This window comes from Advenella kashmirensis WT001, assembly GCF_000219915.2.
Classification (GTDB): Bacteria; Pseudomonadota; Gammaproteobacteria; order Burkholderiales; family Burkholderiaceae_B; genus Advenella; species Advenella kashmirensis.
Genome location: NC_017964.1, coordinates 130710 through 154961 on the forward strand (window position 1 = coordinate 130710; position 24252 = coordinate 154961).

Here is a 24252-nt window from a genome sequence, read left to right on the forward strand (position 1 = left end):
TTATCTTCTATAGCCGATTCTGTTCGGCCCAGAAGTCGTTGACCTCGCGCTCGGCGTCCTCGCGTCTTCTACCGTATTTCTCTTGCAATATACCGCACATTTTCTGTGCATTGCCATTGACCTGTGCAATGTCGTCATCTGTCAGATCACCCCATTTTTCCTTGACGGAGCCTTTGATCTGTTCCCATTTTCCTTGAGCGATGTCCTGGTTCATTTTTATCTCCTTTCAGCATAAACACATTAAGGTGGAACAACTCTGAAGTGGAAGGTCCACAATTCATACTAGCAATTAAAAGCTTCGCTAAACCATTTTGTTACATGTTATTAATAAGTCTAGGTATATGAAATATATAGATATTGTTGATATTTGAACGAGAGAGAATGCGCCATGATGGTCGGATCGCAGACGTTGACGGGCTAATGCCAGAATTTATTTTTGATAAAAATTCCCGCTTTACGAGTATTTACAAAACGCGGCTTAGGATGTTTGCATCCTCTTGCATCGCAGGCAGATAATGAAGACTCTCACTTCGACACGGAGATATCATCATGCCAGCGAAATCCAAAAGCCAGCAACAGGCAGCAGGCGCTGCACTATCGGCCAAAGAGGGCGAAAAGAAAGTGGGCGATTTGAAAGGCGCATCCAAATCAATGTACAAATCCATGTCCAAAAAAGAGCTCAAGGAAATGGCCAGCACCAGCCGGTCCGATAAGCCAAAGCACAAGCATTAAAGCCTCGTTTCACCCAATGAGTGAAAAAGACGCGGTCCGCTATGCAGTATTTCCCGGAATCTGTGCTGCATAAAAGGGAATGCGACTTAAAGCATAGAGTGCGCTACGCTTGCGGATTTTTCGGCTACTGCCGGTAAATCGTCGGGTTTCGGTGAAGACGATTTCCTGTTTGCTGCCAGCTTGTCTGAACGCCCACGCATAGCATTGTGTTCCTGCCTTTACAGCCGGATCAATGTTATCGACTACGCCGGTATTGGACACGGCAATATTGGCCGAACTACGAGCCAATGCGCCCAGGGCCATTTCTCTGGCCACTTGTTCGCTCGTGAGATTGAATCTTTCAATCGTTTCAGCGCTCACATTCAATAGCCGCTTTTTGGCGGCAACCGTATACGTGACGAATGCGCAGTCCAGCAGCTTGCCTGCGTTGGGTGCTTCGGACAGGGCCGAGGCGATTAGTCCGGCGGTGCACGATTCGGCAGTCACAAGAGATAGATCGTGGTCTGCCATGTATCTGGCAACGAATTTTATAGATAGCATTGGCACATTGGCGTTGGTAAATAAAAAAGCGGATAAAAAGCGAGTGGGGCAGTGTTACGTAGACGATTTGATTTTAAACCAGTCTAAAAAATATAGATCAGCAGTTGCAAACGCATACTCTGGTAGTCAATTGAAATATTTGTTGATCGATATCAAAACGAGCGTCATATGGATAAGATATAAATACGATAAGATTGATTTTTCAATTAATTAGTTCAGATATGCTCCTGGTGCCAATGTTATGGCTGGGTGTATTACTTGCTGAAGTATTGATCTTTACCGGTGCCTTTGTGCCGCTTTGCCTGAGGGCAAGCGCGCAGCATTCTGCTCCCTGAATTTCCCCGCTATTGGCCGCAGTGGTGCTGCCGACATACAGCCATTCACTTGAAATGCGGGTGGGCCTGGGTCACAAACAATTTCCTTTTTTAAGAATGGAGGTATACATTGTCGCTGTTTGATTCATCAGAGAAATACGGTTTAGTTTCCCGGGCATTGCACTGGTTGATGGCGCTGGGCTTTGCCTGGATGTTTTTTACCGCTGCGCTGCATTATTTTGCAGATGAAACGCCCATTACCGATACGTTATGGCCGACGCATTCGATCATGGGATTTACCGTATTCTGTCTGGGCGTCTTCAGAGTCCTGTGGGCGGTAATCAATATTTCACGCCGACCGCCATCGCTGTCCACGGTATCGGGACTGGGGCATAGCGTATTGTATGCGCTCATGCTGGTCATTCCGGCGCTGGCATTGCTACGCACTTACGGGTCGGATCGCCCGTTTTCATATCTGGGCATTCCGCTAATGGAACCGACCGGCGAAAAGGTCCAATGGATGATCGATCTGGCCGGATTGCTGCATGGTGAACTCGGTTGGACGCTGCTGGCGCTGGTCATAGGCCATATTGGCATGGTCTATGCCCACAGGAAAGCATCCGGCGCGATTGATGTGCTGCCGCGCATGCTTTGATCGGGCAACGCTAACGCTTGTTATACCGTTTTCTTTATAAGGCAGATCGCGTTTAGCGCAGGTTCGCCGATAGCCAGCATCGCCTTTACGGCATGCTGGCATTTTTTGTGTCCGTCCGTTTCAAATGAGCTCAATGCGTATTCTCGTTGGCGATCGATTCGCATTGTTTGCATCTGCGGTATGCCACGAACTTGGCAGCTCATTCATGACGGGTGTAATATGGAAACACAAGGAGCAGGCAAGATGACAGCGAAATTCAAAAAGGGCGACCATGTTAGCTGGAATAGCGAAGCGGGCAGGTTTCCGGCAAGATCATTGCTATTCATACAAGCGACTTCGATCACAAGGGGTACGTCCATCGTGCTTCGAAAGACGAACCCCAATACGAAATTAAAAGCGACAAAACTGATCACGTTGCTGCACATAAAGGTAGCGCATTGCGGCATATCAAGTGAAATACATATCTCCAATGTGTCCGGGCTATACCGGTCTGTTTGACATGATCCATGCATGCCGGCGAGTATTGCCATTTTGCATTGGCCGTGATGTCCGGAGCATATTACGACTGCATTGCAGATCCAGCGCATTTCAAGTATGAACAATTCGACAAAAGATAGCGACGACCGATCATTTGCACAATATATTAATGAGATTCGCCGTTGCCGGGTTTGTCATGATCAACCTCGCTATGGACAAGCTATGGTTCCAGAGCCGCGTCCCATTATTCAGGTATCTCAGACGGCAACCATCTGTATCGCCAGTCAGGCGCCTGGCACCCGGGTGTATAAAACCGGGCGTCCGTTCAATGACGCATCCGGTGTCCGACTCAGACAATGGATGGGTGTTTCTGAAGAGGAGTTTTACGACGATTCCCGGGTCGCGATTATTCCCATGGGATTCTGTTTTCCCGGACTCAGAGCCGATGGCAGTGATCTGCCGCCACGGCGAGAGTGCAAGGAAATATGGCGTACGTCATTGTTTAGCCGCTTGCCTCATCTGAAATTGCTGTTGACGATCGGTGGCTATGCGCAGGGCTGGCATCTGGGTCCGCAGGTGGCGCGTCAAGGCGTCACCGAAACAGTGCGGTCCTGGCGCCAGTACGCTCTTGCCGACCCTGTCTTGCGCATCTATCCGTTACCGCATCCGTCCTGGCATAACAATCGATGGCTCAAGCAGAACACATGGTTCGAAGACGAAGTGCTGCCGCAATTGCAGCAGGATATACGTGAGCTGATTACGTAATAACTGAGCTATCTGGCGGTTGTCGCAGCAACGAAGATGGTCATGAAGCAAGCTTGACAATACACGACGGTAATCTTGCACGGTTGCATGCGCAACATGATGCCGGTGTAGCATTTTTTATAGAGTGCAGCTGTCATATTAAATCAGGGACGGCTTGTTTTGCAGTACGATTATTTTCACATGCGCTTGCCTCAAAAGGAACTATCGTGCCGGACACAACTACCATCATTGCTTTTGCTGCGGTCTCCCTGGGTATGGTGCTTACCCCCGGGCCTAATATGATTTACCTGGTGTCACGCTCGCTATGTCAGGGGCGGCGCGCAGGCATGATGTCCCTTCTGGGCGTGCTACTCGGCTTCATTTTCTATATGGTGAGCGCCGCATTGGGTATAACCGCCTTGCTTTTTGCCGTCCCTTACGCCTATGAGGCGCTCTGCTATGGTGGTGCCCTGTATTTGCTTTATATGGCCTGGCAGGCGGTGCGGCCAGGAGGCCAATCTCCATTTCAAGTGAAAACATTGGCGCCCGATAGCCCAAGAAAATTGTTTCTGATGGGTTTTCTGACGAACCTGCTGAACCCCAAAATCGCAGTTATGTACTTGTCCCTGCTGCCGCAGTTTGTTAATCCGGAAAAAGGCAGCATTCTGACCCAGTCGCTGGCGCTGGGATCAGTGCAGATTGCGATCAGCATCAGCGTCAATATGCTGATTGTCATTATGGCCGGCAGCATTGCCTCTTTCCTGGCCAGCCGCCCGAGCTGGGTGGTGGCGCAGCGCTGGCTAATGGGTACGGTGCTAGCGGGTCTGGCAATCAGAATGGCCATGTCTGCCAGACGCTGATCATATTTGCTGCCTGGAGCAAGGCGCAACACCTCACTGGGAGGAGCGTGGGTATTTTGTTTGCAGGAGTTAAATTGCGTTGCCTGCAAGATGGCATCGTAATTCAACGGCATGCATGTTAAATCATTGCAGCATTACAAATGCAATTGGCTGCTTTCCCTGATAATCAGATCACATGGCAACAGGTCTTCAACAATAGTGCTTTCGCCTCCTGTCCCGAGCATCAACTGCTGCAGGACGGTCCGCGCTGCGTGCTGGCCAATCTGATAGCGTGCCGGGCGCAGGGTCGTTAGTGCCGGGCGCAGTCTTGCGGAAATGGATGCATCGCCAAACCCTGCAATGGCGCAATCGCGCGGCAGGACAAGATTGCATGAAGGAGCGTGCAGTATGGCACCAGCGGCCATATTGTCATTGGCAAAAATCAAGGCTTGGGGCTTGGAATGTACAGGTAACCGTGACAACCTTCAATGCCAATGGCTCCTGCCTCGAATTCGTCGTCTTCCGGGATAATCTGCACGTCCGCCTCCAGACCAGCACCGGTCATGGCTTGGGCATAGCCCTGAGCGCGTTGTCTGGCGCGAAAATCTTCGGTGGTTTGTGACATGACAAACCGGATCCGAGTCGCACCTTGTTCCAGAAAGTGTCTGGCCAATATGGCTCCGGTTTCGATATGCGGGAATCCCACTTGATGAAATGGTCGTCCCGGTACGAGCCCCCAGGCTTCGATCACAGGGATGTTGAGCGCGCGCAGCATGGCTTCGGCCGCGGGCGTGTGGTCATGGCGTGTCAGGATCAGTGCGGTGGGGTGCCAGCCGACAAAAGTACGGATAGCCTGTTCTTCGAGCTCCTGAGAATACTGGGCATTGGCCAGGAGCAGTTGCAATCCAGACGCCTGCAGTTCGTCGGTCATGCCCTTGACCAGATCGGCGAAAGTCGCGCTTGCGATGTTCTGCATAACCGCGCAAACCACCCGCCCATGTCCCGAAGCCAGCCCACCTGCCACCTGGCTGGGCACGTAGCCGATCCGGTCGATAATTTCACGCAAGCGCTCTCTTAACGCAACCGAGACTTTTTCAGGTGAATTGAAGTAGCGCGAAACGGTAATGGAGGAAACGCCGGCCAGAGCGGCCACGTCATGGATGGTGTATGAGCCAGCTTTGCGACGCGTGGTACGTGATGTTTGTTTTTGAGTCATGGTTTATCCCAATGGCGTGTTGTTTGACCAACGCCCTACAATTATATCAATGTTACCGGTAACAGTTACCGGTAACATACCGAATCCGGCCAAATGTATTTCTACCATTGCCTGTACCTATGACCCGACCCCTTCTGCTTGTTGTCACACCATTTTCTCAGGAAGCGCTTGTGCCTTTGCTGGAGCACTTTGATGTTGTGCAGTGGCAATCATTGCCGTCACCCGACGCATTTTGCGCCCGGCATGGGTCAGATGTGCGGGTCTTGATTACCAACGGCATGGCTGGTGTGCCGTCGCTGTGCCGCGACGCATTGGCCAATCTGGCGCTCATCGCGTGCAACGGGGTGGGGTACGACGCTATCGATCTGGGCTGGGCCGATGCCCGGGGGATTCGTGTTATTAACACACCAGACGTTCTGTCGGCGGATGTGGCGGATTTTGCAATGGCATTGGTATTGGCCGTATTCAGGCAAGTGCCCGCAGCAGACCGGTATGTGCGCGAGAACAAGTGGGGGCGCCAGGGAGCATTTCCGCTGGCCAGGCGTTTCTGGGGTTCAAAAGTCGGTATTGTGGGGCTGGGACGTATCGGCCATCTGATTGCCAACCGCGCTGCCGCATTTAGTACGCAGATCGGATACACGGGCCGGCGACAGCAGGACGGCGTTGCCTATTCGTATTTCCCGACTGTGCTGGCGCTGGCTGGATGGGCAGACGTGCTCATTGTGACCACGCCTGGTGGCGCCGACACCCATCATCTGGTGTCCCGGGCCGAGCTAGAGGCGCTCGGCCCGCAAGGCGTACTGGTTAACATCGCTCGCGGCTCTGTTGTAAACCAGTCGGCGCTGATTGACTGTCTGGAAAGCGGTCAACTGGGTGCTGCGGCCCTGGATGTCTTTGAGGAAGAGCCTCACGTACCAGAATCAATTATTCATTCAGCATCCACGATTCTTAGCCCTCACATTGCAAGCGCCACCGTGCAAACCCGCCAGGCCATGGCTGCGCTAGTGGTCGACAATATTTTGCAGCATATCAATGGCAAATGTCTTATTTCACCTGTGAACTGACCCTATAACAAGCAAGGAGACAACATGAATCCATCCAAATTCGTTCGTCGAAGCTACACCATGGCGCTACTGCTGACAGGCATGATATTTTTTTTACCTGTTTATGCACAAGCAGATAAGTATCCCGAAAAGCCGATCACATTTGTTGTTCCGTACCCAGCCGGCGGGGTGGCCGATCAGTTTGCCCGCAGCATGGCTACCGAGCTGGGAAAGCGTCTGGGGCAGACTGTCGTGGTCAGCAACCGTGCCGGCGCCAACGGTAATATTGGGTCAGCCTATGCTGCCAAGCAGCCTGCCGACGGCTATACCTTGCTGCTCGGATCGACCAGCACGCTGGCCGTGAATCCGCATTTGTACAAAGATATGGGTTACGACCCGATCAAGGATTTGCAGCCGGTGACATTGACGCACCAGATGCCAAATGTGTTAATTGTGGGCTCTGGCACCCCATACAAAAGCGTTGAGGATGTCATCGAGGCGGCCAAACGCGAACCGGGTCGTATTCCTTTCGGGTCTGCTGGTAACGGCAATTCCATGCATCTGGCCGGGGAGTTGTTCCAAAAGCAGAGTGGCACAAAACTGATGCATGTGCTATAAGGGGGCCCCACCGGCGCTTACTGATGTCATGGGAGGATCGTTGCCCACGATGTTCATCAATCTGCCTTCGGTGGTTGGTTATGCCGATTCGGACAAGATTCGGATACTGGCTGTTGCGGCACCCACGCGAGCCAAAGTCTTGCCAAATGTGCCTACGTTCGAGCAGGCCGGTGTCCCTGGTGTGATCTCCAGCGTCTGGAATGGCATTCTGGTTCGCAGCGGGACGCCCGAAGCAATCGTCAGGAAACTGAACCAGAACATTGTGGCGATCCTGCAATCACAAGCGTTTGCCCAACCGCTGGAAAATCAGGGGTACGAAGTGCTGTCTTCGACACCGCAGGAGTTTGCAGATTTACTGCAGAAAGACACAAAGGTGATGGGCGACCTGGTCCGTGATGCGGGTATTCAAATAGACTGATTGGAGTATTGTTGTGCAGAAAAAATTACATCAATTGCGCAGCCAGCGCTGGTTTGCAAGCGATGATATTCGCGGTTTTGCGCACCGTCAGCGCATGCAGCAGCAGGGGCTCTCGCGAGATGAATTCATGGGGCGTCCTATTGTAGGCATCCTGAATACCTGGAGTGATCTGTCGCCGTGTCATGCGCATCTTCGTGATCGTGCGCAGGCGATCAAGCGTGGTGTACTGCAGGCCGGCGGATATCCACTGGAGCTGCCGGCCATGAGCCTTGGCGAAGTCATGGTCAAGCCCACAACCATGCTGTATCGCAATTTTCTTGCCATGGAGGCAGAGGAGTTGATCCGCAGTCTTCCCCTGGACGGTGTGGTGTTGCTGGGCGGTTGTGATAAAACCACGCCGGGCCTGGTAATGGGGGCATTATCCATGGATGTGCCGGCGCTGTTCTGCCCGGCTGGCTCCATGCTGAATGATCGTTATCAGGGTCAGGCCGTGGGGGCGGGAACGCACACCAAGAAGTATTGGGAACAATACACCATTGGCAACATCGACCAGCCTGAATGGATCGGGCTGGAAGCCCGGATGACTCGCGCGCCCGGCACATGCAATACGATGGGTACGGCCAGCACCATGACTTCCATTGTCGAGGCCATGGGGCTTGCCTTACCCGGTTCAACCAGCCTGCCAGCCATGGACGCAGCCCATACTCGCATGGCCTGGGCCTGCGGCCAGCGCATTGTCTCCATGATCTGGGAGGATTTGCGCCCCTCGCGCATTTTGACCCGTGACGCGTTCCTCAATGGGGTTGCAACCTGGATGGCGTTAGGTGGCTCCACCAATGCTGCTGTCCACTTGCCGGCGATGGCTGGGCGAGCCGGGGTTGAACTCAGTCTTGATGATTTCGATGCACTGGCACGTCAGGTGCCGGTGCTGGCCAATTTGTTTCCTTCGGGCAACCGACTGATGGAAGACTTTTACTATGCGGGTGGCCTGCCTGCATTATTGCAACGTATTCGAACGCATTTGCAACTGGATGCCCTCACCTGCACCGGTATGACCCTGGGTGCCAATATCGAGGGACAGACCAGTTCCGATGATGATGTGATCCGCAAGCTGGATAACCCGGTCATTCCCGCCACACCGCAGTGCCCCGAAGCCGGTATGGCATTGGCCGTGTTGCGGGGCAATCTATGTCCGGATGGCGCCGTAATCAAACCTTCTGCCGCGACCCCGGCGCTGTTGCGACATACCGGCCCTGCGCTGGTTTTTGATTCCAATGCCGACATGCTGGCCGCCATCAATGATCCGGACCTGGACGTCAATGAAAATACAGTCCTGGTGCTGCGCAATGGTGGTCCTGTTGGCGGGCCGGGTATGCCGGAATGGGGCAATTTGCTATCCCGAAGAAGCTGTTGAAGCAGGGGGTGCGCGATATCGTCCGATTGTCTGATTCGCGCATGAGCGGCACCCACTATGGCACTTGTGTTTTGCATATAGCGCCGGAGTCTGCCGTGGGCGGTCCCCTGGCATTGGTGCGTACAGGCGATCTGATTCGTCTGGACATCAGCGCGAGAACACTTGATGTTTTGGTTTCCGACAGTGAACTGGCGCAGCGCCGCGCTCAATGGTGCGCCCCGGAGCAACCATATAAGCGCGGATTCACACGCATCTACCAACACGAAGTGACACAAGCTAATCTCGGCTGTGATTTCACTTCCCTGGCCGGAAACGACAAGACGCCGGAACCCCCCATTTATTGATTTAAACCATTGCATTTGTATTAATTACAACAGGAGTATGTATGCCCGCAGCAACTGATCTGCTAGAAAACCCTTTTCGCGCCCGTCTTGCTCAACCTGGGGCGCCGCTAGGCACCTGGCTCATGTCCGGTACGTCGAGTACCGCTGAAGCAATGGGGCGCGCCGGCTTTGACTGGCTGCTGGTAGATCTGGAGCATGTACCGCTTGACGATCAGGATGCCCTGCATGTATTGCAGGCTATCGCGGGGACCAATGCCTGCGCGGTAGCACGTCTGGCGGCAAACGATCCCGTTCTGTTCAAGCGGGCGCTGGATCTTGGCGCCCAGACCGTGATGGTGCCGTTTGTTGACAGCGCGCAAGCTGCGCGGCAGGCGGTCAGCAACGCCAAATATCCCCCGCTTGGAACACGTGGCTTTGCCGCAGTCCATCGGGCCAGTGGCTATGGCACTGCGACCGATTATGCAAAGCGCGCGAACGACTCGGTCTTCACCATTATTCAACTTGAAACGCCACAGGCCGTGGCGGCACTTGAAGACATTGCAGCCGTGCCAGGCGTGGATGCGCTATTTCTGGGTCCAGGCGATCTGTCGGCAAATATGGGGCATATCGGCAATCTGGCTCATCCGGAGGTGCAGCACGTAATCGCCGACGTGGCGCGGCGTTGTCAGGCCATCGGCGTGCCTTGCGGCATTGTCGGACCTACCCCGGAAATGGTCTCAAGCTTTATCAGTTCCGGCTATGCATTTGTGGCGGTGGCCTCTGACATGGGCATGATGATGCGTCAGGCCACCGCATTCATTCAAGCAATCCGCCCGGCACTGGCAAAAGGTTATGACGGTGGTGTTTATTGATTCGCCACTGTTGACGGCAATCTGGCGCACCGTTGCACTTTAACAAAGAAGGAGACAAATATGATATTGGGCATTACGACATTGAATCGGAAAACGCTTATCAAATATGCAACGTTGTTGGTCGCTACATCTGTCCTGAGCACCAGTGCCACAGCCCAGAATGCCTATCCGGAAAATCCGGTGACCATTCTGGTGCCTTTCGGCCCGGGCGGTACGTCTGATATCATGGCTCGGATTCTGGCAAAACACCTGCGCCAGGCGATGGGCGGCAATCTCATTATTGACAACAAGGGCGGTGCGGGTGGCGCAATTGGCATGATGCAACTGAAGCGAGCCAAACCGGATGGCTACACGCTTGGTTTGTCTGTCATCGGCCCGGAAGTACTACAACCTGGCATGCGCAAGACAGGTTACACATATCAGGATTTTGATCATATCTGCGGAACCTATTCGGTGCCACTAATGATGATGGTGCCTCAGGACTCGGCATTTAAAAACCTGCAGGATGTTGTCGCATTCGCCGAAAAACATCCGAAGCAGCTGACTTACGGCACGTCCGGCACGGGCACGTTGCTGCATATTGCCATGGAAATGCTCATGAAACAGGCAGATTCAACTGCGCTGCATGTGCCCTATAAAAGCTCTGCGGAAATGGTGACCGGGTTGATGGGGAAACAGGTGATGGTGATCAGCGACACCACAACCGTGGCCAAGCAATACAAGTTGCGTCCTCTGGGCATTTTTTCCGATCAACGGCTCGAGTCCAGCCCACAGGTGGCTACAACCAAGGAGGGAGGATGGCCGATCCAGGCAACCATCTGGGGCGGGCTGATTGCACCCAAGGGACTGCCTCAGGACATTGTCGCGACACTGGAAACCGCATGTGAAAAGGCGGTGAACAGCGAAGGCTACAAAGCTGACGTTGAGCCTCTGGATACGCCACCTCATTTCATGGGGGCCAAAGCATTTGCAGCATTTGCAAAAGCTGAATCGGAAAAATACAGCAAACTGATTAAGGAGATGGGCATTAGCAATGAAAAACCGCAATGATGCTATTTTTCGCAAACAGCAGGACGTGTGTTCCTTTGGGACAATACGTAACGACCCTAGTTGACATAATTTTCTGACAAGCTATACTTATTTGATCAAGGGGAGTAGCTTTCCGCCGCCGCATCGTCATTACGGCTGTCATGCCTTGGCATGGCGCCCGGTGCCCGGGCAACACACCAGGTGTTGTAAGCAAGACCTTGCCATCTAAAGGGCAAGGTCCATAAATCCTGTTAAGAATAAATGGCCTGCGTCCTTTACGGATCAGGCCATTTTCGTTTCTGTCGATACTTTCTGTATTGGCTGGCAGCGCATTACCCTGGCGTGCAACCAGAGCGGGCCGATCCATATTCAATTCGAATTTTTAGACTATTGGATTCCGGGTGAACTTATGCTTGAATTTTTTCAGACTCTGAGCTGGACAGCAGTATTTCAAATCATCATGATTGATATCCTGCTCGGTGGCGATAATGCGGTTGTGATTGCGCTGGCCTGCCGTAATTTGCCGAAAAAGCAGCGCATGCAGGGAATTTTATGGGGCACTGCTGGTGCAATTATTCTGCGGGTCGTGCTCATTACATTTGCATTGACGCTATTGACGATTCCGTATCTCAAAATTGTAGGCGGATTGCTGCTTATCTGGATCGGGATCAAGCTGCTTATCCCGGATGATGATGCGCATGACAAGATCGAAGGCGGATCGTCGGTCTGGTCAGCGGTCAAGACGATTATTATTGCAGACTTTGTCATGAGCCTGGATAACGTCATTGCGATTGCCGGCGCTGCGCAGGGTGCGCACGCCGATCATCAGACCGGGCTGGTTATTGCCGGTCTGATTATCAGCGTACCTATTATTATCTGGGGCAGCACACTGGTCTTGAAACTCATTGACCGTTATCCCGGGGTGGTGCTTCTGGGTGCGGCATTGCTGGGCTGGATCGCAGGGGGCATGCTGGTCAGTGACCAGGTTGTTCTGGAACGTTTCGGCGAAGTCACCGGTACGGTCAAGATCGCCGTTGAGCTCGGCGGCGCCCTGCTGGTTGCATTGGTTGGAAGCTGGCTGGCGCGACGCAAGAAAATGGCGTCTGCCGGGCAGGCGTAAGCAGGCATAACGCAGCAGCCGTACCGGCAACGCTACAGGCGGCCTTAAGGCCGCCTGTAGCGTTTGTGATCGGCATTTTTCTATGCGTCTTCTGCCCGGAAGCGTCGCAACCCTTTAAAGATCATGGGGCGATCAGCGCCAGTAAGGCAAGGCACAGCATGACCGCAGACCCGGGATGCTTGAAAAATACCAGGTAGTCATTCAGACTGATTTGCAACGCCCGACGAAACTGGCTTTCTGCCATGGGACCAAGAATCAGCCCGACAATCATTGGCGCTACCGGATAGTCCCAGCAACGCATGGCGTAGCCAACCAATCCGAAGATCAGCAACATGGTCAATTCAATCCAGGAAGGATTTGCTGCGAGGGTGCCCAATGCGGCGAACAGCAGGATGCCCGCGTAAAGCCACGCTTGTGGAATGGCGAGCAATCGCACCCAAAGTCCTACCAATGGCAGGTTCAGCACCAGCAACATCAGATTGCCAATAAAAAAGCTGGCAATCAGTCCCCATACCAGGTCGGCATTGTTGACGAACAGCAGGGGACCGGGCGCCAGCCCGAACTGCTGAAACCCGGCGAGCATCATGGCTGCCGTCGCCGATGTTGGCAGCCCGAGTGCCAGCAATGGTACAAGTGTGCCGGTGGCTGCCGCATTGTTGGCTGCTTCTGGTCCGGCAACGCCTTCAATGGCACCACTGCCGAATTCTTCCGGATGTCTGGTGAGCTTTCGTTCAAGCGTGTAGGACAGCAGCGTGGGCACTTCGGCGCCGCCGGCCGGCAGGGCCCCAATGGGAAAACCAAGGCCAAAGCCGCGGACCCAGCTTTTCCATGATCGCGACCAGTCCTGACGCGTCATCCAAAGCGAGCCGCGAACCGGCTCCACTTTTTCTTCTTGGCCATGGAATCTGGATGCCATATAAAACGCTTCTCCTACGGCAAAAAGTCCGACCACTAATGTTGTGATGGAAATTCCGTCCAGCAGGATGGGTACACCGAAATCAAGGCGTGCCTGGCCAGTGAGCTTGTCTATCCCTACCAGGCCCAAGGTCAAGCCCAATGCCAGGCTGGTAATTCCACGCAGGACAGAACTGCCGAAAGTGGCGGAAACGGTAATGAATGCAAGCACCATGAGTGCGAAGTAATCCCACGGTCCGAACTGGACTGCAATTTTCACCAGAACGGGGGCTAGCAAAGCTAGGCATATTGTGGCTAGGGTGCCCGCGACAAATGAACCGATGGCGGCCGTGGACAGGGCTGGGCCGCCGCGACCGGACCTGGCCATTTTGTAGCCCTCAATTGCGGTTGCAATTGAGGCGGCTTCGCCCGGTGTGTTCAGTAATATTGCAGTTGTGGAGCTACCGTACATCCCTCCGAAGTAAATGCCTGCAAACATAATGATTGAACCGGTAGGATCCAGCTGGAATGTGACCGGCAAAAGCAGTGCCACCGTCAGGGAAGGGCCGATGCCTGGCAAGATGCCGACAAGGGTACCCAAAAGTACGCCGATTGCAGCAAAAAGCAGGTTGCCGGGTTCGAGCGCGATCCATAATCCATGCGCCAGATAGTTGAATGTTTCCATTTAGGAATCCGAGTATAGAACGCTTTCGATAAGCCCCGAGGGCAGCGAGAGCATGAGCAATTGGGTAAAGAATAAGGACGCGACCAGCGATAGGACCAGGCCAATGCCAATGGAAACCGGCCCACAGGTTTGCCAAAAGCTTTCGCGGTCGCAGTAAAAAGCACGGTTGCGGCCAGGATGAAGCCGCCATTGAAGGCAACCAGGGCACTCATGGCAGCCATGCCTCCGATACCCCAGATCAGCGATACTTTATCTGCGCTCGAACCTGATTGGCTTGGAACGTAAACGCTGCGCCTTCTCCATGCGGCAAAAAAATGGGCGCCGGCCAGGATCAGTAATAATCCGGAAATCAGCCGCAACCCGGCAGCCGGCCCTACGCCCATGGCATTGGCCTCAGGAAGGGTGCCGGCATCTAGCCAAAGAATCACGGCTGCAATAAGCAGAAATAGTCCGACGCAAAGGAGCGCGCTCACCGACGGACTGTTGGTGGAATCCGGGTTGCTCATTTCAATAAACCGATTGAGTCGAGTGCGCCACGAACGCGAACCTGCTCTTCCTTGAGAAAGGCTGCATAATCAGCGGCATTCAGATAAGCGTCTTCCCAGCCGCGCGCCTTGAGGATTTTTTTCCATTCGGCACTGGCAAGTACCGTTTTGGCAAGATCTGATAGCGCATCGCGCTGAGCATCGGTGATGTCGCTCCGGCAACCAGACCACGCCAATTGGTAAACGTGACGTCATATCCCTGTTCTTTCAGTGTCGGTACGTCGACACCGGATACGCGCTCTTGCGTGGAGACGGCAAGGGCTCGCAGATTGCCTGCTTTGACCTGGCTTTCAAACTCGTTGTAGCCTGAAATGCCTGCAGATACCCGCCCACCAAGCATTTCAGCCAGCGCTTCACCACCGCCTGAAAACGGTACGTAGTTGAGCTTGGCTGCATTCCCTCCTGCCGCCTTGGCAAACAGGCCAGCCAGGATATGTCTGCACCGCCAGCAGAGCCGCCGGCCCAGACGACTTTGGATGTATCCGCTTTCAGGTCGGCCGCCAGATCGGCAACGGTTTTATATTTGGACGCTGCCGGCACGACAATGACCAGCGGATCGGCTGTCAGGCGAGCAATGGGTTTGACCGAATCAAGGCCTACGGGGGCCTTGTTGGTGAGTATGGCGCCCACCATGGTGACACCCATCATCAGCAATTGGTTGGGGTCTTTTTTTGCGCTGCTGGAAAACTGCGCCAGCCCGACTGTGCCTCCTGCGCCAGGTATGTTGACGACCTGTACCGAGGGTACTGCCTTGGTGGACATCATGACCTGTTGCAAGGAACGGGCCGAACTATCCCAACCCCCGCCGGGTGCAGCCGGAGCAGTGATTTTCAACTGTTTTCCTGTGAATTCTTCGGCATGGGCAGGGATGCATGCCATGCCAATAGCAAATGCGGCAAACCACTTGCCGAATACGGCGAACCTGCTGCTTGCGGGGGCTGTCATGCCCTCACTTCTGTTTAACGACAAATGTGATGAATGCATGGCGTGTCTCCTGGGGGATTCGTGTGGTGTGGAAATTTATATTGCATTTTATAATCATAATATGCAATTTGGATACCTATGGAAAACACTTACGAAGGGCGTTTTCTGTAATCGGGTTAAAATCTTTCTTTTAGCGTGACTGCCTGCCAGCAGACGTGACTATGGTCCCGGTATAGGTCTATGTCGCACTGCCCACGACTACCCTCTTTTTTGCATCTTTCAAAAGTATGTCGAATTCATGAAATCCAAGAGCACCATCGTTATTCCCAAAATTATTGAATTGATTCGACAGCAACAGCTGGGTATCGGCGCGCATCTTGCAGCACAGAAAATTGCTGATCAGTTGCGGGTCTCCAGGTCTCCGGTCAATGACGCATTGAAGCAACTTTGCGACAACGGTATTGTTGTGCGAGAAGAAAACCGGGGTTACTTTCTTGCCCGGGATTTAGCCAAAGACGGACTGGATGAAGCTGAACTTGCAGAAATGACAGAAGTGGATGTTGTGTCTGGAGTTTATTTCCAGGTGGCCGATGACTTGCTGACAGGCCAGTTGCCGGTCCAGTGCAGTGAAACATTGCTGAAGAATCGATATAACCTGACTGCTGCTCAAGTGCAGGCGCTGTTGACGCGTATTACCAATGAGGGTTGGGCGCATCGCAAGCCGGGATATGGCTGGGAATTCTCATCGATGATGACAACGCCAGAAAGTTTGCTTCAATCCTACCGACTGCGCCTTGCATTGGAACCGGCTGCCTTGCTGGAGCCCACTTTTCATATCAGCCCCAATGTCATAGAGCAGTGTCGTGCGGCCGAAATGCATTTGTTGCGTGGGGGCATTGACACGGATACTGCCGACCAATTGCACGACCGCGGCGTTCGTTTCCATGAGTCTCTGGTTGAAGCCTCTGGCAACCCCTTTTTCATAGAAACCATCAAACGGGTCAATCGCGTGCGTCGCTTGTTGTCGTATCGCTCAATGCAGGACCGGGCACGCTATAAGGATCACTGTGAGCAGCATCTTGCCATTCTTGATCTGCTGGAGAAGGGGAAAAACAAAGCCGCATCCCAGGCGCTTAAATCACATTTGGAATGTACACTGCAGAACCTGTCGAATATCAGCAGTCTGCTTGATGTCCAGTCACGGGAGCAGACCACTGCAAAAAAGCGTGTGCAGGCTGGGACAGGCCGAACGGGTCATGCCCGAGCGGCGAAGTTGAGTTAATTGTATTTTTGCACGGGTTCTTTTCAGGTTGAAAAAATCATGCATACGGGGCTGCCCGAGTGTATCGATACACCCGTATTGCGCAGCGATCCCGTTGCCGGGTCAACGCTGAATGTGCAGATGCAATCATCATCTTCGTTAAGCGCATACAGATGCCGACCGCCAGGCGCCAGCGCGATGAAGCGCGGAGTGCGGCCTCCTGACTTTTCACATCCTGCCCAGGACAACAAGCCATTGCTGGCAATGGAGAAGATTGCGATACTGTCGTGTCCGCGGTTGGTGGCGTAAACATAACGGCCTGCAGCATCGACGATAATTTCGGCGGCGCGATTATTGCCGGTAAACGACGCAGGCAGTGTGGATAGTATTTGTTCCGCCTGCAGCGCACCGGTCAGACTGTGATAACGATATGTGGTGACTGTGGAATCAAGTTCGTTGATGCAATAGGCATGATTCGCATTGGGATGAAAAGCAATATGGCGCGGCCCGGATCCTTCGCGGCTTGATACGGATATGGGCTGCACCGGGCTCAGTTGTCCGTCTGAAAATGAATAGGTAAATATGCGGTCCAATCCTTTATCGGGCACCAGAACATGGCGCCCGGTGACAGAAAACGGGTTGTGGTGCGGTTTTGCATGCTTTTGTTCTATGCGATGCGGCCCGGGCTCGCCCATGCCAATGAGTGAGACAAGCTGGCTGACCGGTTCCAGTAAGCCGTCTCTGGTAATGGGTAAGACCGCCAGATTAGCGCCGATATGATTCGAAATCACGAGGTAGCACTCGCTTGGGTCCAGTGCCAGATGAACCGGATTCATGCCGCCGGTCTCCTGCCGGTTCAGCGGTGCCAGTTTGCCTGTATTGGTATCAACAGTATAGGAACTGACAGTACTTGTATCGCCATGTACCGCATACAGTCTGGTGCCACTGCTGTTCAGCGCCAGAAATGACGGATTAGTCATGCCTTTTAGCACCTGCACCGGTATCAGTTCCCCGGTATCTGTGTTGACTTGGTAGATACTTATACCTTCGCCGCGCGCATGGCGATCACGAGTGGTACGAGAGCCGATATAAGCGTACATGGAAACACCTGAGGTAATAAAAAATTAAAGGGCAGCGTTGCAATGACGCTGACAATACATATGGTTGTTCAGCCTCTGCCTTGATGTCGGCATCGTCTATTATTTTCTTGTATTGCTGGCTCTCTTGCCTGATGAAGGTAGCAAAGTCCTTCGATGACATTGACTCGGGCTCGCCTCCTTGTTCGCGTAATCGTTGTGCCAGGGCAGAATCGGCGATTGCGTCGGACGCAGCCTTGTTAATAAGCTCAACCACGTCCTGTGGCGTACCGGCAGGCGCAAAAAGACCGAACCAGTTTTCCAATTTATAAGCAGACAAACCCGTTGTTTCTGCGATGGCGGGAATATCTTTGGCAAAGCTTGCGCGCTTGGCCGAGGTGACTGCCAGCGCTTTGACCCGGCCGCTCTGAATAAAGGGTGCCGCTCCTGCATAACTCACAAATGTCATATCGACATTGCCGCCAGCGACATCAGCAAGCTGAGCGGATGCCCCCTTGTATGGCACGTGCATCATCTTGATTCCTGCAATTTCCTGTAGCAGCTCACCGTTCAAATGCTGCGGATTGCCTACGCCGCTGGTTGCGTAAGTGAGTTTGCCGGGCGTTTTTTTAGCAATGGCAATCAGAGCAGCGACATTGTCGGCTTTGAGTGAAGGACCGGATACCAGTACATTTGGTACCCGGGTAACCAGGGTGATTGGAAGCAGATCCTTTTCCGGTGAATATCTCATTTGAGATTTGTATACATACGGATTAATCGATGTCTCTCCGGCAGAGCCGAGCAACAAGGTATATCCGTCAGGACGGGCAGTGGCGACATACTGCGCGCCAAGCATGCCACTGGCGCCAGGCTTGTTTTGCACAACAACGCTTTGCTTTAAGGTGTCGCGCAATTTTTCGGCCAGAATTCGCGCCATGGAATCCACGCCGCCGCCCGCCGAGAACGGTACGATGATGGTGACAGGGCGATTTGGATAGGATTCGGCATGTGCATAGCTGCTGACACCCAGTGTGGATCCAGTGATTGCCAGTGCTGCAAGAGACCGGGACCAGAATTGACTCATGAGATGTTCCTCCAGTAATAATTTCATTTCCTTGCCTTGTGCTATCGGGCCATCAGCGCGATCTTTATGGAAGGTCTTAAATTATTATTGCACTTTAATACGAAAAAATGCAATAATAATCTCATGAAAAATTTGACTGAACACAACACATGTGTCGTCGGTACTTTTGCTGTCGGCGAAAACCTATACCATTACACCGATCTGGAAGCATGTTTCGGTGCTTCTTTATCGAAGTTGCCAGTGGTATTGCGCCTGTTGCTTGAAAACGCCATGCGCAACTTGCCGTTCAGCGAACGGGAAGCAACCTTAAGAGCGTTCAGCGATTGGCTCGAGAGCGGCACCAGTGAGAGTGAAATTGCCTTTCAACCGGGCCGCGTATTGATGCACGACACCACCAGTACTCCGGCGCTGGTCGATATTGCCAGCATGCGCGATGCACTTGCCGAGGCCGGGGTCGATCCCAAAGTGCTCAATCCCCGCTTGCGGGTAGATGTCTCCATTGATCATTCGCTGGCGGTAGAGGCCTATGCACGACCGGATGCCGCGCAAGTGAATATGCAGCATGAAATACGGCGTAATCACGAGCGCTATCGGTTTTTGCGGTGGGCGTCGCGCACCTGCGCGGGGTTCATATCAACCCGCCAGGGACCGGAATCATGCATACGATCAATCTGGAGCAGCTTGCTACGGTCGTTTCTGTTCAATTGATCGAAGGCAAACAGTGGGCGGTTCCCGATATGATGATCGGCACAGACAGCCACACGCCCATGATCAATGGAATCGGCGTCCTGGGCTGGGGTGTGGGTGGGCTGGAAGCGCAAACCGTCATGTTTGGCATGCCGACCATGTTGCGTATTCCTGATGTGATTGGAGTAAAGCTTAAGGGGGCGTTGCGTCCGGGGGTTTTGGCTACCGATCTGGCTTTGACCGTTACCCAGCGATTACGAGCCATTGGCGTTTCCGGCGAATTCGTCGAATTTTACGGTCCGGGTGTACAAACATTGACGGCAGGCGAGCGTTGTGTGGTCGCAAACATGGCTCCTGAATATGGGGCGACGACGGGCTATTTTCCCGTTGACGAAAATACTCTGGACTATCTGCGCAAAACAGGCAGAAAAGCGGCGGATATTGATCTTGTACGGGAGTATATGCACCGAAGCGGATTGTGGTTTGACGCAGCAGCCACGCCACGGTATACCCGTTTGCTGGACATTGAGCTGGACGATATAGGTATGCATGTTGCAGGTCCGCGGCGCCCGCAGGACTTGATGCCGTTCCCCAATGTTGCGGTAACGTTGCAGGCACTTGATTTTCACCCAAAAGGCCGGCAAAGAGACCTGCCGCGGTTTCCCGTGGCCATCGCGGCGATCACCAGTTGTACGAATACGTCGGATCCGGGGCTGCTGATGGCGGCTGCACTGGTGGCGCGCAAGGCGCGGCAATACGGACTGCATGTCCCGCATTGGGTCAAGACGTCACTGGGGCCGGGCTCGCCTGCTGCTGCCAGTTATCTGGCGCGTGCCGGACTATTGGATGATCTGGCGGCGGTCGGCTTTGATATCGTTGGCTATGGGTGCACCACGTGCATTGGAAACTCGGGGCCCTTGCCTGACGTCATTACGCAGGCATCGGAGCAACGACAGATTATGGCGGTTGCCATGCTTTCAGGAAACAGGAACTTCCCTGGACGGGTGCATCCGGATCTGGAGCTTGGCTTTCTGATGTCGCCGCCCCTGGTGGTGGCGTATGCTTTGGCAGGCGATGCCGAACGTAATCTTGGTAGTGAGCCCGTGGGCTACACACCAGACGGCAAGCCGGTGCGTCTTGAAGATTTATGGCCGACGCGTGCTGAAATCGCAAGTTGTCTTGAGCAGGGATTGGATCCGGCGGATTTTTCTCGCGCCTTTCGTCTTGCTTCGGAGAATCCTCTATGGAGTCAGCTTGACGCGCCCGAGTCTGCCCGTTTTCCCTGGGATCCGGCATCCACTACATTGAGACGCCCGCCTTTTGCTTCTGTTGAAGCGGGCAGCGTGTTAGGCTCGTTTCGGGCCTATCCTTTATTGATCGTTGGGGACGATGTCACAACGGATCATATTTCCCCGGCCAGTGCCATTCCGCCAGACAGTCTGGCAGCGGATTTTCTGGTGGAACGAGGTGAAGATCGTTATGATTTGAATGTGTTCGCTTCCCGCAGGGGCAATTGGGAGGTCATGCTGCGTGGTGCGTTCCATAGCAAGACGCTGAAAAATCTATTGCATCCAGGTGCGCCCATTGCACATACTCTGCATATACCCAGCGGAGGTATCATGCCACTATGGGACGCGGCCAATCGCTATCAGCAAGCTGGAGAATCTGTCGTATTGGTTGCAGGTGAACGCTATGGTACCGGTTCTTCACGCGACTGGGCGGCCAAGGTACAGCGATTACTGGGCATTCGTGCTGTACTTGCGCTCAGTTTTGAACGTATTCATCGCTCCAATCTAATTGGCATGGGAATATTACCATTGCAATTGCCGCCGGAGTTCGGCAACCAAAAACTGAATATTCAGCCTGGCGATCAAATAGAAGTTATTGCGCCGGAAACTGTATTGCGGCCGCGAGGTGATATTGCGGTGAAACTGATCAGAAAAGACGGAGACACACTCACCTTTTGGGCGCGCGCGGCGGTTGAAACGCAATTGGAAGTGGAACTGCTCAAGCAGGGTGGTGTCATGCCTGCCATTTTGCGCCAAACAATCAACGAGCAGACCTGCGATGTGAACGCTGCAGGCACCGTACAATAGAACTGAATACAATAAGGAAACCCAAGTATGACAATCGACATCACAGTTCAGCAAGGGCTGACTCCAACAGGTGTTTTGCGGGCATCCATCAATACCGGAAATCCTATTTTGGCCAATTTGGACCCGAAAACAGGAAAACCCTATGGCGTGTCAATTGACCTGGCTCAGGCGCTGGCTCAACGACTGGGCGTCGGGCTGGAGCTGGTGGTGTTTGACTCTGCCGGAAAATCGGTAGACGCGGTGACAAATGACAAGGCGGATGTCGGTTTTTTTGCGGTTGACCCCGTGCGTGGCGCCGGCATTGCCTTTTCAGCGCCCTATGTACTGATTGAAGGCGCCTATCTGGTCAGCAATGACTCTCCAATACGTGAGAACAGTGAAGTGGACAAGACGGGCTTGCGTGTCGTTGTTGGCAAGGGTAGCGCGTATGATCTGTTTCTGACCAGACAATTGCAGTTTGCGCAAATTGTGCGCGCTCCTACATCTCCCGCGGTTGTAGAAACCTATCAGCAGATCAATGCGGATGTCGCAGCGGGGGTGAGGCAACAACTAGAGGCCGATGCGTCCAGATTGGGAGGCCTGCGCATTTTGCCCGGCCGCTTCATGGTTATACAACAGGCCATGGGCCTACCAATAGGACGTGGCCAGGCAGCGTCCGTTTTTCTGAGAGAGTTTGTGGATGAAATGAAAAGCAGCGGGTTTGTTGCCCGCGCGCTGAAGCGTTATGGCATCGAAGGCGCATCGGTTGCAGACTAAGACAATAAGGCTGTGCCTATGCCGTTTTTATCTCTACAGTTTCTCTCCCGGCAGTTGGCTGGCTTGCCTCACCCAGTCGCTGATCTGCTGCTCGTCAAATTCGCCTTCCCGAATATCCAGATATCGCACTTCCTTATGCTTGGATTTTCCCGGCGGAGTGGGCCGCAACGAGGTGCCGCGGAAAAAAGTGACCTTGATGTATTTCGTAAAGCAATGCAGGCTCAGGAACCACCCATCGTCGTTGGCGCCATAAAAGGGCGAGTTCCACTTCACAGCCTTTTTGACGTCGGGTACGATGTGTTCGATAAGGGTATCGAGTTGGCGTCCGATCTGGCTTTTCCAGCCGGGCATGGCCTTTATATATGCCTGCACGGGCGCATCGCCGTATCCCTTGGGAATCTGGGGATTACCACCGGACAGCAAAACAACGGGCTCTGATAATGGCTGTGCCTCGGTATCTTTGACAGGCGCATCTTTGCGCGCCGGCCGTGCCTTGGGTTTGGGTACCGCTGTTGTGGATTTTACAGAACTGACCATGACTGCACTCCTGTCTTATGAATAAAATAAACGAGGCTACGTAGTCTGCACCGGCAGCGCGTAATGCAGGCGGTCGCATTACGCACTGTTTATTGTCTATTCATGTTTGTTTGGATTCGTGCCTGAAAAGGATCTATTGCAAATGCGATTGAGGCAAGCACCTGTTCAGGCCAATCTGATTTGTGCTCGCTGCCTGTCATTACAGGTACGCAACAATCTTATCATCCCTTGCTTATGGCGCAAAACATGGCATTTGAATAATAGAGCCAATACCGCTACCAGCAGAATCAGAACCCCCAGCCAGAACCGGCGCCAAGCAGAGTGGCAATGCCCAGTACCAGGAAAATACAGGCCGCGATCGTGTGCACCAGCTTCATGGACACGCGTTGGCCCAGCTGTTTGCCCAGAATGACGGCGGGTACGTCTGCAATCATCATGCCCAGTGTTGTGCCAATGACCACTTCAATCGGAAAGGCGCTTTTGGCGGCCAGTGCGACGGTGGCCAATTGTGTTTTATCGCCCATTTCCGCCAGGAAAAAGGTAACCAGGGTCGCGCCAAAGACGCCGAATTTTCTGCCCAGCTGCGTTTCTTCTTCCTCAATTTTATCGGGAATCATCGTCCATACAGCCATGGCAATAAAAGATATGCCCAGTATCCAGCGTAGTGCTTGCGGGCTGATGGCGGTCGTAATCCAGGCGCCCACTGCGCCGGCCAGTGCGTGATTGACGATGGTGGCACAAAGAATGCCAAGAATAATGGGGATGGTTTTTTGAATCGGGTTGCCAGGATGAAGGCAAGCAATTGCGTTTTATCGCCGATTTCGGCCAGCGTAACCACGCCGGTGGAAAGCAGAAGGGTTTGCATGAATCAATACCGCGACCGGACAATAGACGAATGATCACCTTTTCCTCCGGTCTGAACGGAAAAAAGTGATCAAAGGTCTTGCCAAGCGATATCGCTGTTTACGCCATGATGCATGCATCAAGTATGTTGACGTAAACCTCAGGAAAATGAGCGGCTACTCCCCAGTGATGGCTAGATTATATCGGACCTTTTACCGCTACCGGGATAAACCGTAGAAAATAAGCGGATATGGTAAATAAGAATAATTATTATCTGGGAAACGAACGGCCCTGAAGGCGGTTGCACGGCTATAAATCAATGGGGCTTGCCAAATACACCTACGCTTGTCTGCCAGGCGAGCGTAGGCGCAGATTTTGTTAAATCATTTCACTGTCGCTTTTGCTGGCATGGCGCAAATCGCGTACCAGCGCAACAATCAGCACCAATAGAATGGCAGCGGAAATAATCGGCCAGATAAGGATATATGCGGTAAGGATTAATTCATTCAT

The 24252-nt window shown here is 53.3% G+C and carries 22 protein-coding genes, 6 pseudogenes and 1 riboswitch; of the genes and pseudogenes, 14 read left to right on the forward strand and 14 right to left on the reverse strand.

Going from position 1 to position 24252, the window contains the following annotated elements:
• Positions 1 to 7 precede the first annotated feature (7 nt).
• On the reverse strand, positions 8 to 214 hold the full coding sequence (locus TKWG_RS00625) for a CsbD family protein (RefSeq protein ID WP_014748945.1): 207 nt from the start codon (positions 212 to 214) through the stop codon (positions 8 to 10).
• Between the two features lie 335 nt (positions 215 to 549).
• On the opposite strand from TKWG_RS00625, the gene TKWG_RS00630 reads away from it, so the two are divergent.
• The gene (locus TKWG_RS00630; RefSeq protein WP_014748946.1) at positions 550 to 732 is read left to right on the forward strand and encodes a DUF3008 family protein; all 183 of its coding nucleotides are present in this window, start codon (positions 550 to 552) and stop codon (positions 730 to 732) included.
• A gap of 39 nt (positions 733 to 771) precedes the next feature.
• Here the strand turns inward: TKWG_RS00630 and TKWG_RS00635 are convergent, their stop codons facing one another.
• On the reverse strand, positions 772 to 1272 hold the full coding sequence (locus TKWG_RS00635; RefSeq protein ID WP_041708841.1) for a CinA family protein: 501 nt from the start codon (positions 1270 to 1272) through the stop codon (positions 772 to 774).
• 444 nt (positions 1273 to 1716) lie between these two features.
• Here TKWG_RS00635 and TKWG_RS00640 point away from each other — a divergent pair, with 444 nt between their 5' ends.
• The 4 genes and pseudogenes from TKWG_RS00640 (at position 1717) to TKWG_RS00655 (ending at position 4322) form a co-directional block, all read left to right on the forward strand.
• Positions 1717 to 2241: a cytochrome b gene (locus TKWG_RS00640; RefSeq protein ID WP_014748949.1), complete on the forward strand. Its 525-nt coding sequence runs from the start codon at positions 1717 to 1719 to the stop codon at positions 2239 to 2241.
• Between the two features lie 243 nt (positions 2242 to 2484).
• Positions 2485 to 2696: pseudogene (locus TKWG_RS00645) on the forward strand (DUF2945 domain-containing protein).
• Positions 2697 to 2940: 244 nt separating this feature from the next.
• Positions 2941 to 3483 carry a uracil-DNA glycosylase family protein gene (locus tag TKWG_RS00650; RefSeq protein ID WP_014748951.1) on the forward strand — a complete coding sequence of 181 codons (543 nt, stop codon included), beginning with the start codon at positions 2941 to 2943 and terminating at the stop codon, positions 3481 to 3483.
• A 254-nt stretch (positions 3484 to 3737) separates the two neighbouring features.
• Positions 3738 to 4322: a LysE family translocator gene (locus TKWG_RS00655; protein ID WP_407636941.1), complete on the forward strand. Its 585-nt coding sequence runs from the start codon at positions 3738 to 3740 to the stop codon at positions 4320 to 4322.
• A 134-nt stretch (positions 4323 to 4456) separates the two neighbouring features.
• On the opposite strand, the gene TKWG_RS20875 is transcribed toward TKWG_RS00655, so the two are convergent.
• Positions 4457 to 4747 (reverse strand): substrate-binding domain-containing protein, encoded by a 291-nt coding sequence (locus TKWG_RS20875; protein WP_050981488.1) that lies wholly within the window; start codon positions 4745 to 4747, stop codon positions 4457 to 4459.
• Positions 4744 to 5517, reverse strand: a complete 774-nt coding sequence (locus TKWG_RS00660) for a LacI family DNA-binding transcriptional regulator (RefSeq protein WP_050981489.1) — start codon at positions 5515 to 5517, stop codon at positions 4744 to 4746. Before TKWG_RS00660 ends, TKWG_RS20875 begins: the two co-directional genes overlap by 4 nt.
• 119 nt (positions 5518 to 5636) lie before the next feature.
• Here TKWG_RS00660 and TKWG_RS00665 point away from each other — a divergent pair, with 119 nt between their 5' ends.
• The 6 genes and pseudogenes from TKWG_RS00665 (at position 5637) to TKWG_RS00690 (ending at position 12354) form a co-directional block, all read left to right on the forward strand.
• The gene (locus TKWG_RS00665) at positions 5637 to 6581 is read left to right on the forward strand and encodes a 2-hydroxyacid dehydrogenase (protein WP_081489178.1); all 945 of its coding nucleotides are present in this window, start codon (positions 5637 to 5639) and stop codon (positions 6579 to 6581) included.
• 192 nt (positions 6582 to 6773) lie between these two features.
• Positions 6774 to 7596 (forward strand): annotated as a pseudogene (locus tag TKWG_RS26790) (Bug family tripartite tricarboxylate transporter substrate binding protein).
• A gap of 13 nt (positions 7597 to 7609) precedes the next feature.
• Positions 7610 to 9354 (forward strand): annotated as a pseudogene (gene araD / locus TKWG_RS00675) (L-arabinonate dehydratase).
• A 41-nt stretch (positions 9355 to 9395) separates the two neighbouring features.
• The gene (locus TKWG_RS00680) at positions 9396 to 10205 is read left to right on the forward strand and encodes an HpcH/HpaI aldolase family protein (RefSeq protein ID WP_014748958.1); all 810 of its coding nucleotides are present in this window, start codon (positions 9396 to 9398) and stop codon (positions 10203 to 10205) included.
• Between the two features lie 60 nt (positions 10206 to 10265).
• On the forward strand, positions 10266 to 11255 hold the full coding sequence (locus tag TKWG_RS00685; RefSeq protein WP_014748959.1) for a Bug family tripartite tricarboxylate transporter substrate binding protein: 990 nt from the start codon (positions 10266 to 10268) through the stop codon (positions 11253 to 11255).
• Positions 11256 to 11643: 388 nt separating this feature from the next.
• Complete coding sequence (locus tag TKWG_RS00690; RefSeq protein WP_014748960.1) at positions 11644 to 12354, forward strand: TerC family protein; 711 nt, start codon at positions 11644 to 11646, stop codon at positions 12352 to 12354.
• Positions 12355 to 12475: 121 nt separating this feature from the next.
• On the opposite strand, the gene TKWG_RS00695 is transcribed toward TKWG_RS00690, so the two are convergent.
• From TKWG_RS00695 to TKWG_RS26340, 4 genes and pseudogenes are all read right to left on the reverse strand, one after another.
• Positions 12476 to 13915 carry a tripartite tricarboxylate transporter permease gene (locus TKWG_RS00695; RefSeq protein WP_238534455.1) on the reverse strand — a complete coding sequence of 480 codons (1440 nt, stop codon included), beginning with the start codon at positions 13913 to 13915 and terminating at the stop codon, positions 12476 to 12478.
• Positions 13804 to 14439, reverse strand: coding sequence for a hypothetical protein (locus TKWG_RS24250; protein ID WP_238534276.1), 636 nt, complete (start codon positions 14437 to 14439; stop codon positions 13804 to 13806). The genes TKWG_RS00695 and TKWG_RS24250 overlap by 112 nt, the downstream gene beginning before the upstream one ends.
• Positions 14436 to 14654 (reverse strand): hypothetical protein, encoded by a 219-nt coding sequence (locus tag TKWG_RS24255; protein WP_014748962.1) that lies wholly within the window; start codon positions 14652 to 14654, stop codon positions 14436 to 14438. The genes TKWG_RS24250 and TKWG_RS24255 overlap by 4 nt, the downstream gene beginning before the upstream one ends.
• Positions 14655 to 14680: 26 nt before the next feature.
• Positions 14681 to 15462, reverse strand: a pseudogene (locus tag TKWG_RS26340) (Bug family tripartite tricarboxylate transporter substrate binding protein); the annotation flags it as partial.
• A 238-nt stretch (positions 15463 to 15700) separates the two neighbouring features.
• Between TKWG_RS26340 and TKWG_RS00705 the strand changes: the two are divergent.
• Positions 15701 to 16684, forward strand: coding sequence for a GntR family transcriptional regulator (locus tag TKWG_RS00705; protein ID WP_014748963.1), 984 nt, complete (start codon positions 15701 to 15703; stop codon positions 16682 to 16684).
• 23 nt (positions 16685 to 16707) lie between these two features.
• Here TKWG_RS00705 and TKWG_RS00710 read toward each other — a convergent pair whose 3' ends face one another.
• Both TKWG_RS00710 and TKWG_RS00715 read right to left on the reverse strand, forming a co-directional pair.
• Positions 16708 to 17763: a lactonase family protein gene (locus TKWG_RS00710; RefSeq protein WP_014748964.1), complete on the reverse strand. Its 1056-nt coding sequence runs from the start codon at positions 17761 to 17763 to the stop codon at positions 16708 to 16710.
• A complete protein-coding gene (locus TKWG_RS00715) occupies positions 17729 to 18823 on the reverse strand; it encodes a Bug family tripartite tricarboxylate transporter substrate binding protein (protein WP_014748965.1) in 1095 nt (364 codons plus the stop codon). Before TKWG_RS00715 ends, TKWG_RS00710 begins: the two co-directional genes overlap by 35 nt.
• Positions 18824 to 18946: 123 nt before the next feature.
• Between TKWG_RS00715 and acnA the strand changes: the two are divergent.
• Both acnA and TKWG_RS00725 read left to right on the forward strand, forming a co-directional pair.
• Positions 18947 to 21606 (forward strand): annotated as a pseudogene (gene acnA / locus TKWG_RS00720) (aconitate hydratase AcnA).
• A gap of 27 nt (positions 21607 to 21633) precedes the next feature.
• A complete protein-coding gene (locus tag TKWG_RS00725; protein WP_014748966.1) occupies positions 21634 to 22362 on the forward strand; it encodes an ABC transporter substrate-binding protein in 729 nt (242 codons plus the stop codon).
• A 33-nt stretch (positions 22363 to 22395) separates the two neighbouring features.
• Here TKWG_RS00725 and TKWG_RS00730 read toward each other — a convergent pair whose 3' ends face one another.
• The 4 genes and pseudogenes from TKWG_RS00730 to TKWG_RS24270 all read right to left on the reverse strand — a co-directional run bounded on the left by TKWG_RS00730 (position 22396) and on the right by TKWG_RS24270 (position 24252).
• Entirely contained in the window at positions 22396 to 22899 is a 504-nt protein-coding gene (locus TKWG_RS00730) for a DUF1801 domain-containing protein (protein WP_014748967.1), read from the reverse strand.
• 287 nt (positions 22900 to 23186) lie between these two features.
• Complete coding sequence (locus TKWG_RS26795; RefSeq protein ID WP_407636942.1) at positions 23187 to 23531, reverse strand: TMEM165/GDT1 family protein; 345 nt, start codon at positions 23529 to 23531, stop codon at positions 23187 to 23189.
• Between the two features lie 54 nt (positions 23532 to 23585).
• Positions 23586 to 23764: pseudogene (locus TKWG_RS26800) on the reverse strand (TMEM165/GDT1 family protein); the annotation flags it as partial.
• Between the two features lies 1 nt (position 23765).
• A riboswitch (yybP-ykoY riboswitch) is annotated at positions 23766 to 23939 on the reverse strand.
• 181 nt (positions 23940 to 24120) lie between these two features.
• A complete protein-coding gene (locus tag TKWG_RS24270) occupies positions 24121 to 24252 on the reverse strand; it encodes a putative transporter small subunit (protein WP_014748968.1) in 132 nt (43 codons plus the stop codon).

Bases quoted from the DNA above. Each gene is read 5' to 3' on its own strand.
- TKWG_RS00625 (WP_014748945.1), bottom strand. From the start codon at position 214: ATGAACCAGGACATCGCTCAAGGAAAATGGGAACAGATCAAAGGCTCC.
- TKWG_RS00630 (WP_014748946.1), top strand. From the start codon at position 550: ATGCCAGCGAAATCCAAAAGCCAGCAACAGGCAGCAGGCGCTGCACTA.
- TKWG_RS00635 (WP_041708841.1), bottom strand. From the start codon at position 1,272: ATGCTATCTATAAAATTCGTTGCCAGATACATGGCAGACCACGATCTA.
- TKWG_RS00650 (WP_014748951.1), top strand. From the start codon at position 2,941: ATGGTTCCAGAGCCGCGTCCCATTATTCAGGTATCTCAGACGGCAACC.
- TKWG_RS00655 (WP_407636941.1), top strand. From the start codon at position 3,738: ATGGTGCTTACCCCCGGGCCTAATATGATTTACCTGGTGTCACGCTCG.
- TKWG_RS00660 (WP_050981489.1), bottom strand. From the start codon at position 5,517: ATGACTCAAAAACAAACATCACGTACCACGCGTCGCAAAGCTGGCTCA.
- TKWG_RS00665 (WP_081489178.1), top strand. From the start codon at position 5,637: ATGACCCGACCCCTTCTGCTTGTTGTCACACCATTTTCTCAGGAAGCG.
- TKWG_RS00680 (WP_014748958.1), top strand. From the start codon at position 9,396: ATGCCCGCAGCAACTGATCTGCTAGAAAACCCTTTTCGCGCCCGTCTT.
- TKWG_RS00685 (WP_014748959.1), top strand. From the start codon at position 10,266: ATGATATTGGGCATTACGACATTGAATCGGAAAACGCTTATCAAATAT.
- TKWG_RS00690 (WP_014748960.1), top strand. From the start codon at position 11,644: ATGCTTGAATTTTTTCAGACTCTGAGCTGGACAGCAGTATTTCAAATC.
- TKWG_RS24250 (WP_238534276.1), bottom strand. From the start codon at position 14,439: ATGAGCAACCCGGATTCCACCAACAGTCCGTCGGTGAGCGCGCTCCTT.
- TKWG_RS00705 (WP_014748963.1), top strand. From the start codon at position 15,701: ATGAAATCCAAGAGCACCATCGTTATTCCCAAAATTATTGAATTGATT.
- TKWG_RS00710 (WP_014748964.1), bottom strand. From the start codon at position 17,763: ATGTACGCTTATATCGGCTCTCGTACCACTCGTGATCGCCATGCGCGC.
- TKWG_RS00715 (WP_014748965.1), bottom strand. From the start codon at position 18,823: ATGAGTCAATTCTGGTCCCGGTCTCTTGCAGCACTGGCAATCACTGGA.
- TKWG_RS00725 (WP_014748966.1), top strand. From the start codon at position 21,634: ATGACAATCGACATCACAGTTCAGCAAGGGCTGACTCCAACAGGTGTT.
- TKWG_RS00730 (WP_014748967.1), bottom strand. From the start codon at position 22,899: ATGGTCAGTTCTGTAAAATCCACAACAGCGGTACCCAAACCCAAGGCA.
- TKWG_RS26795 (WP_407636942.1), bottom strand. From the start codon at position 23,531: ATGGCTGTATGGACGATGATTCCCGATAAAATTGAGGAAGAAGAAACG.
- TKWG_RS24270 (WP_014748968.1), bottom strand. From the start codon at position 24,252: ATGAATGAATTAATCCTTACCGCATATATCCTTATCTGGCCGATTATT.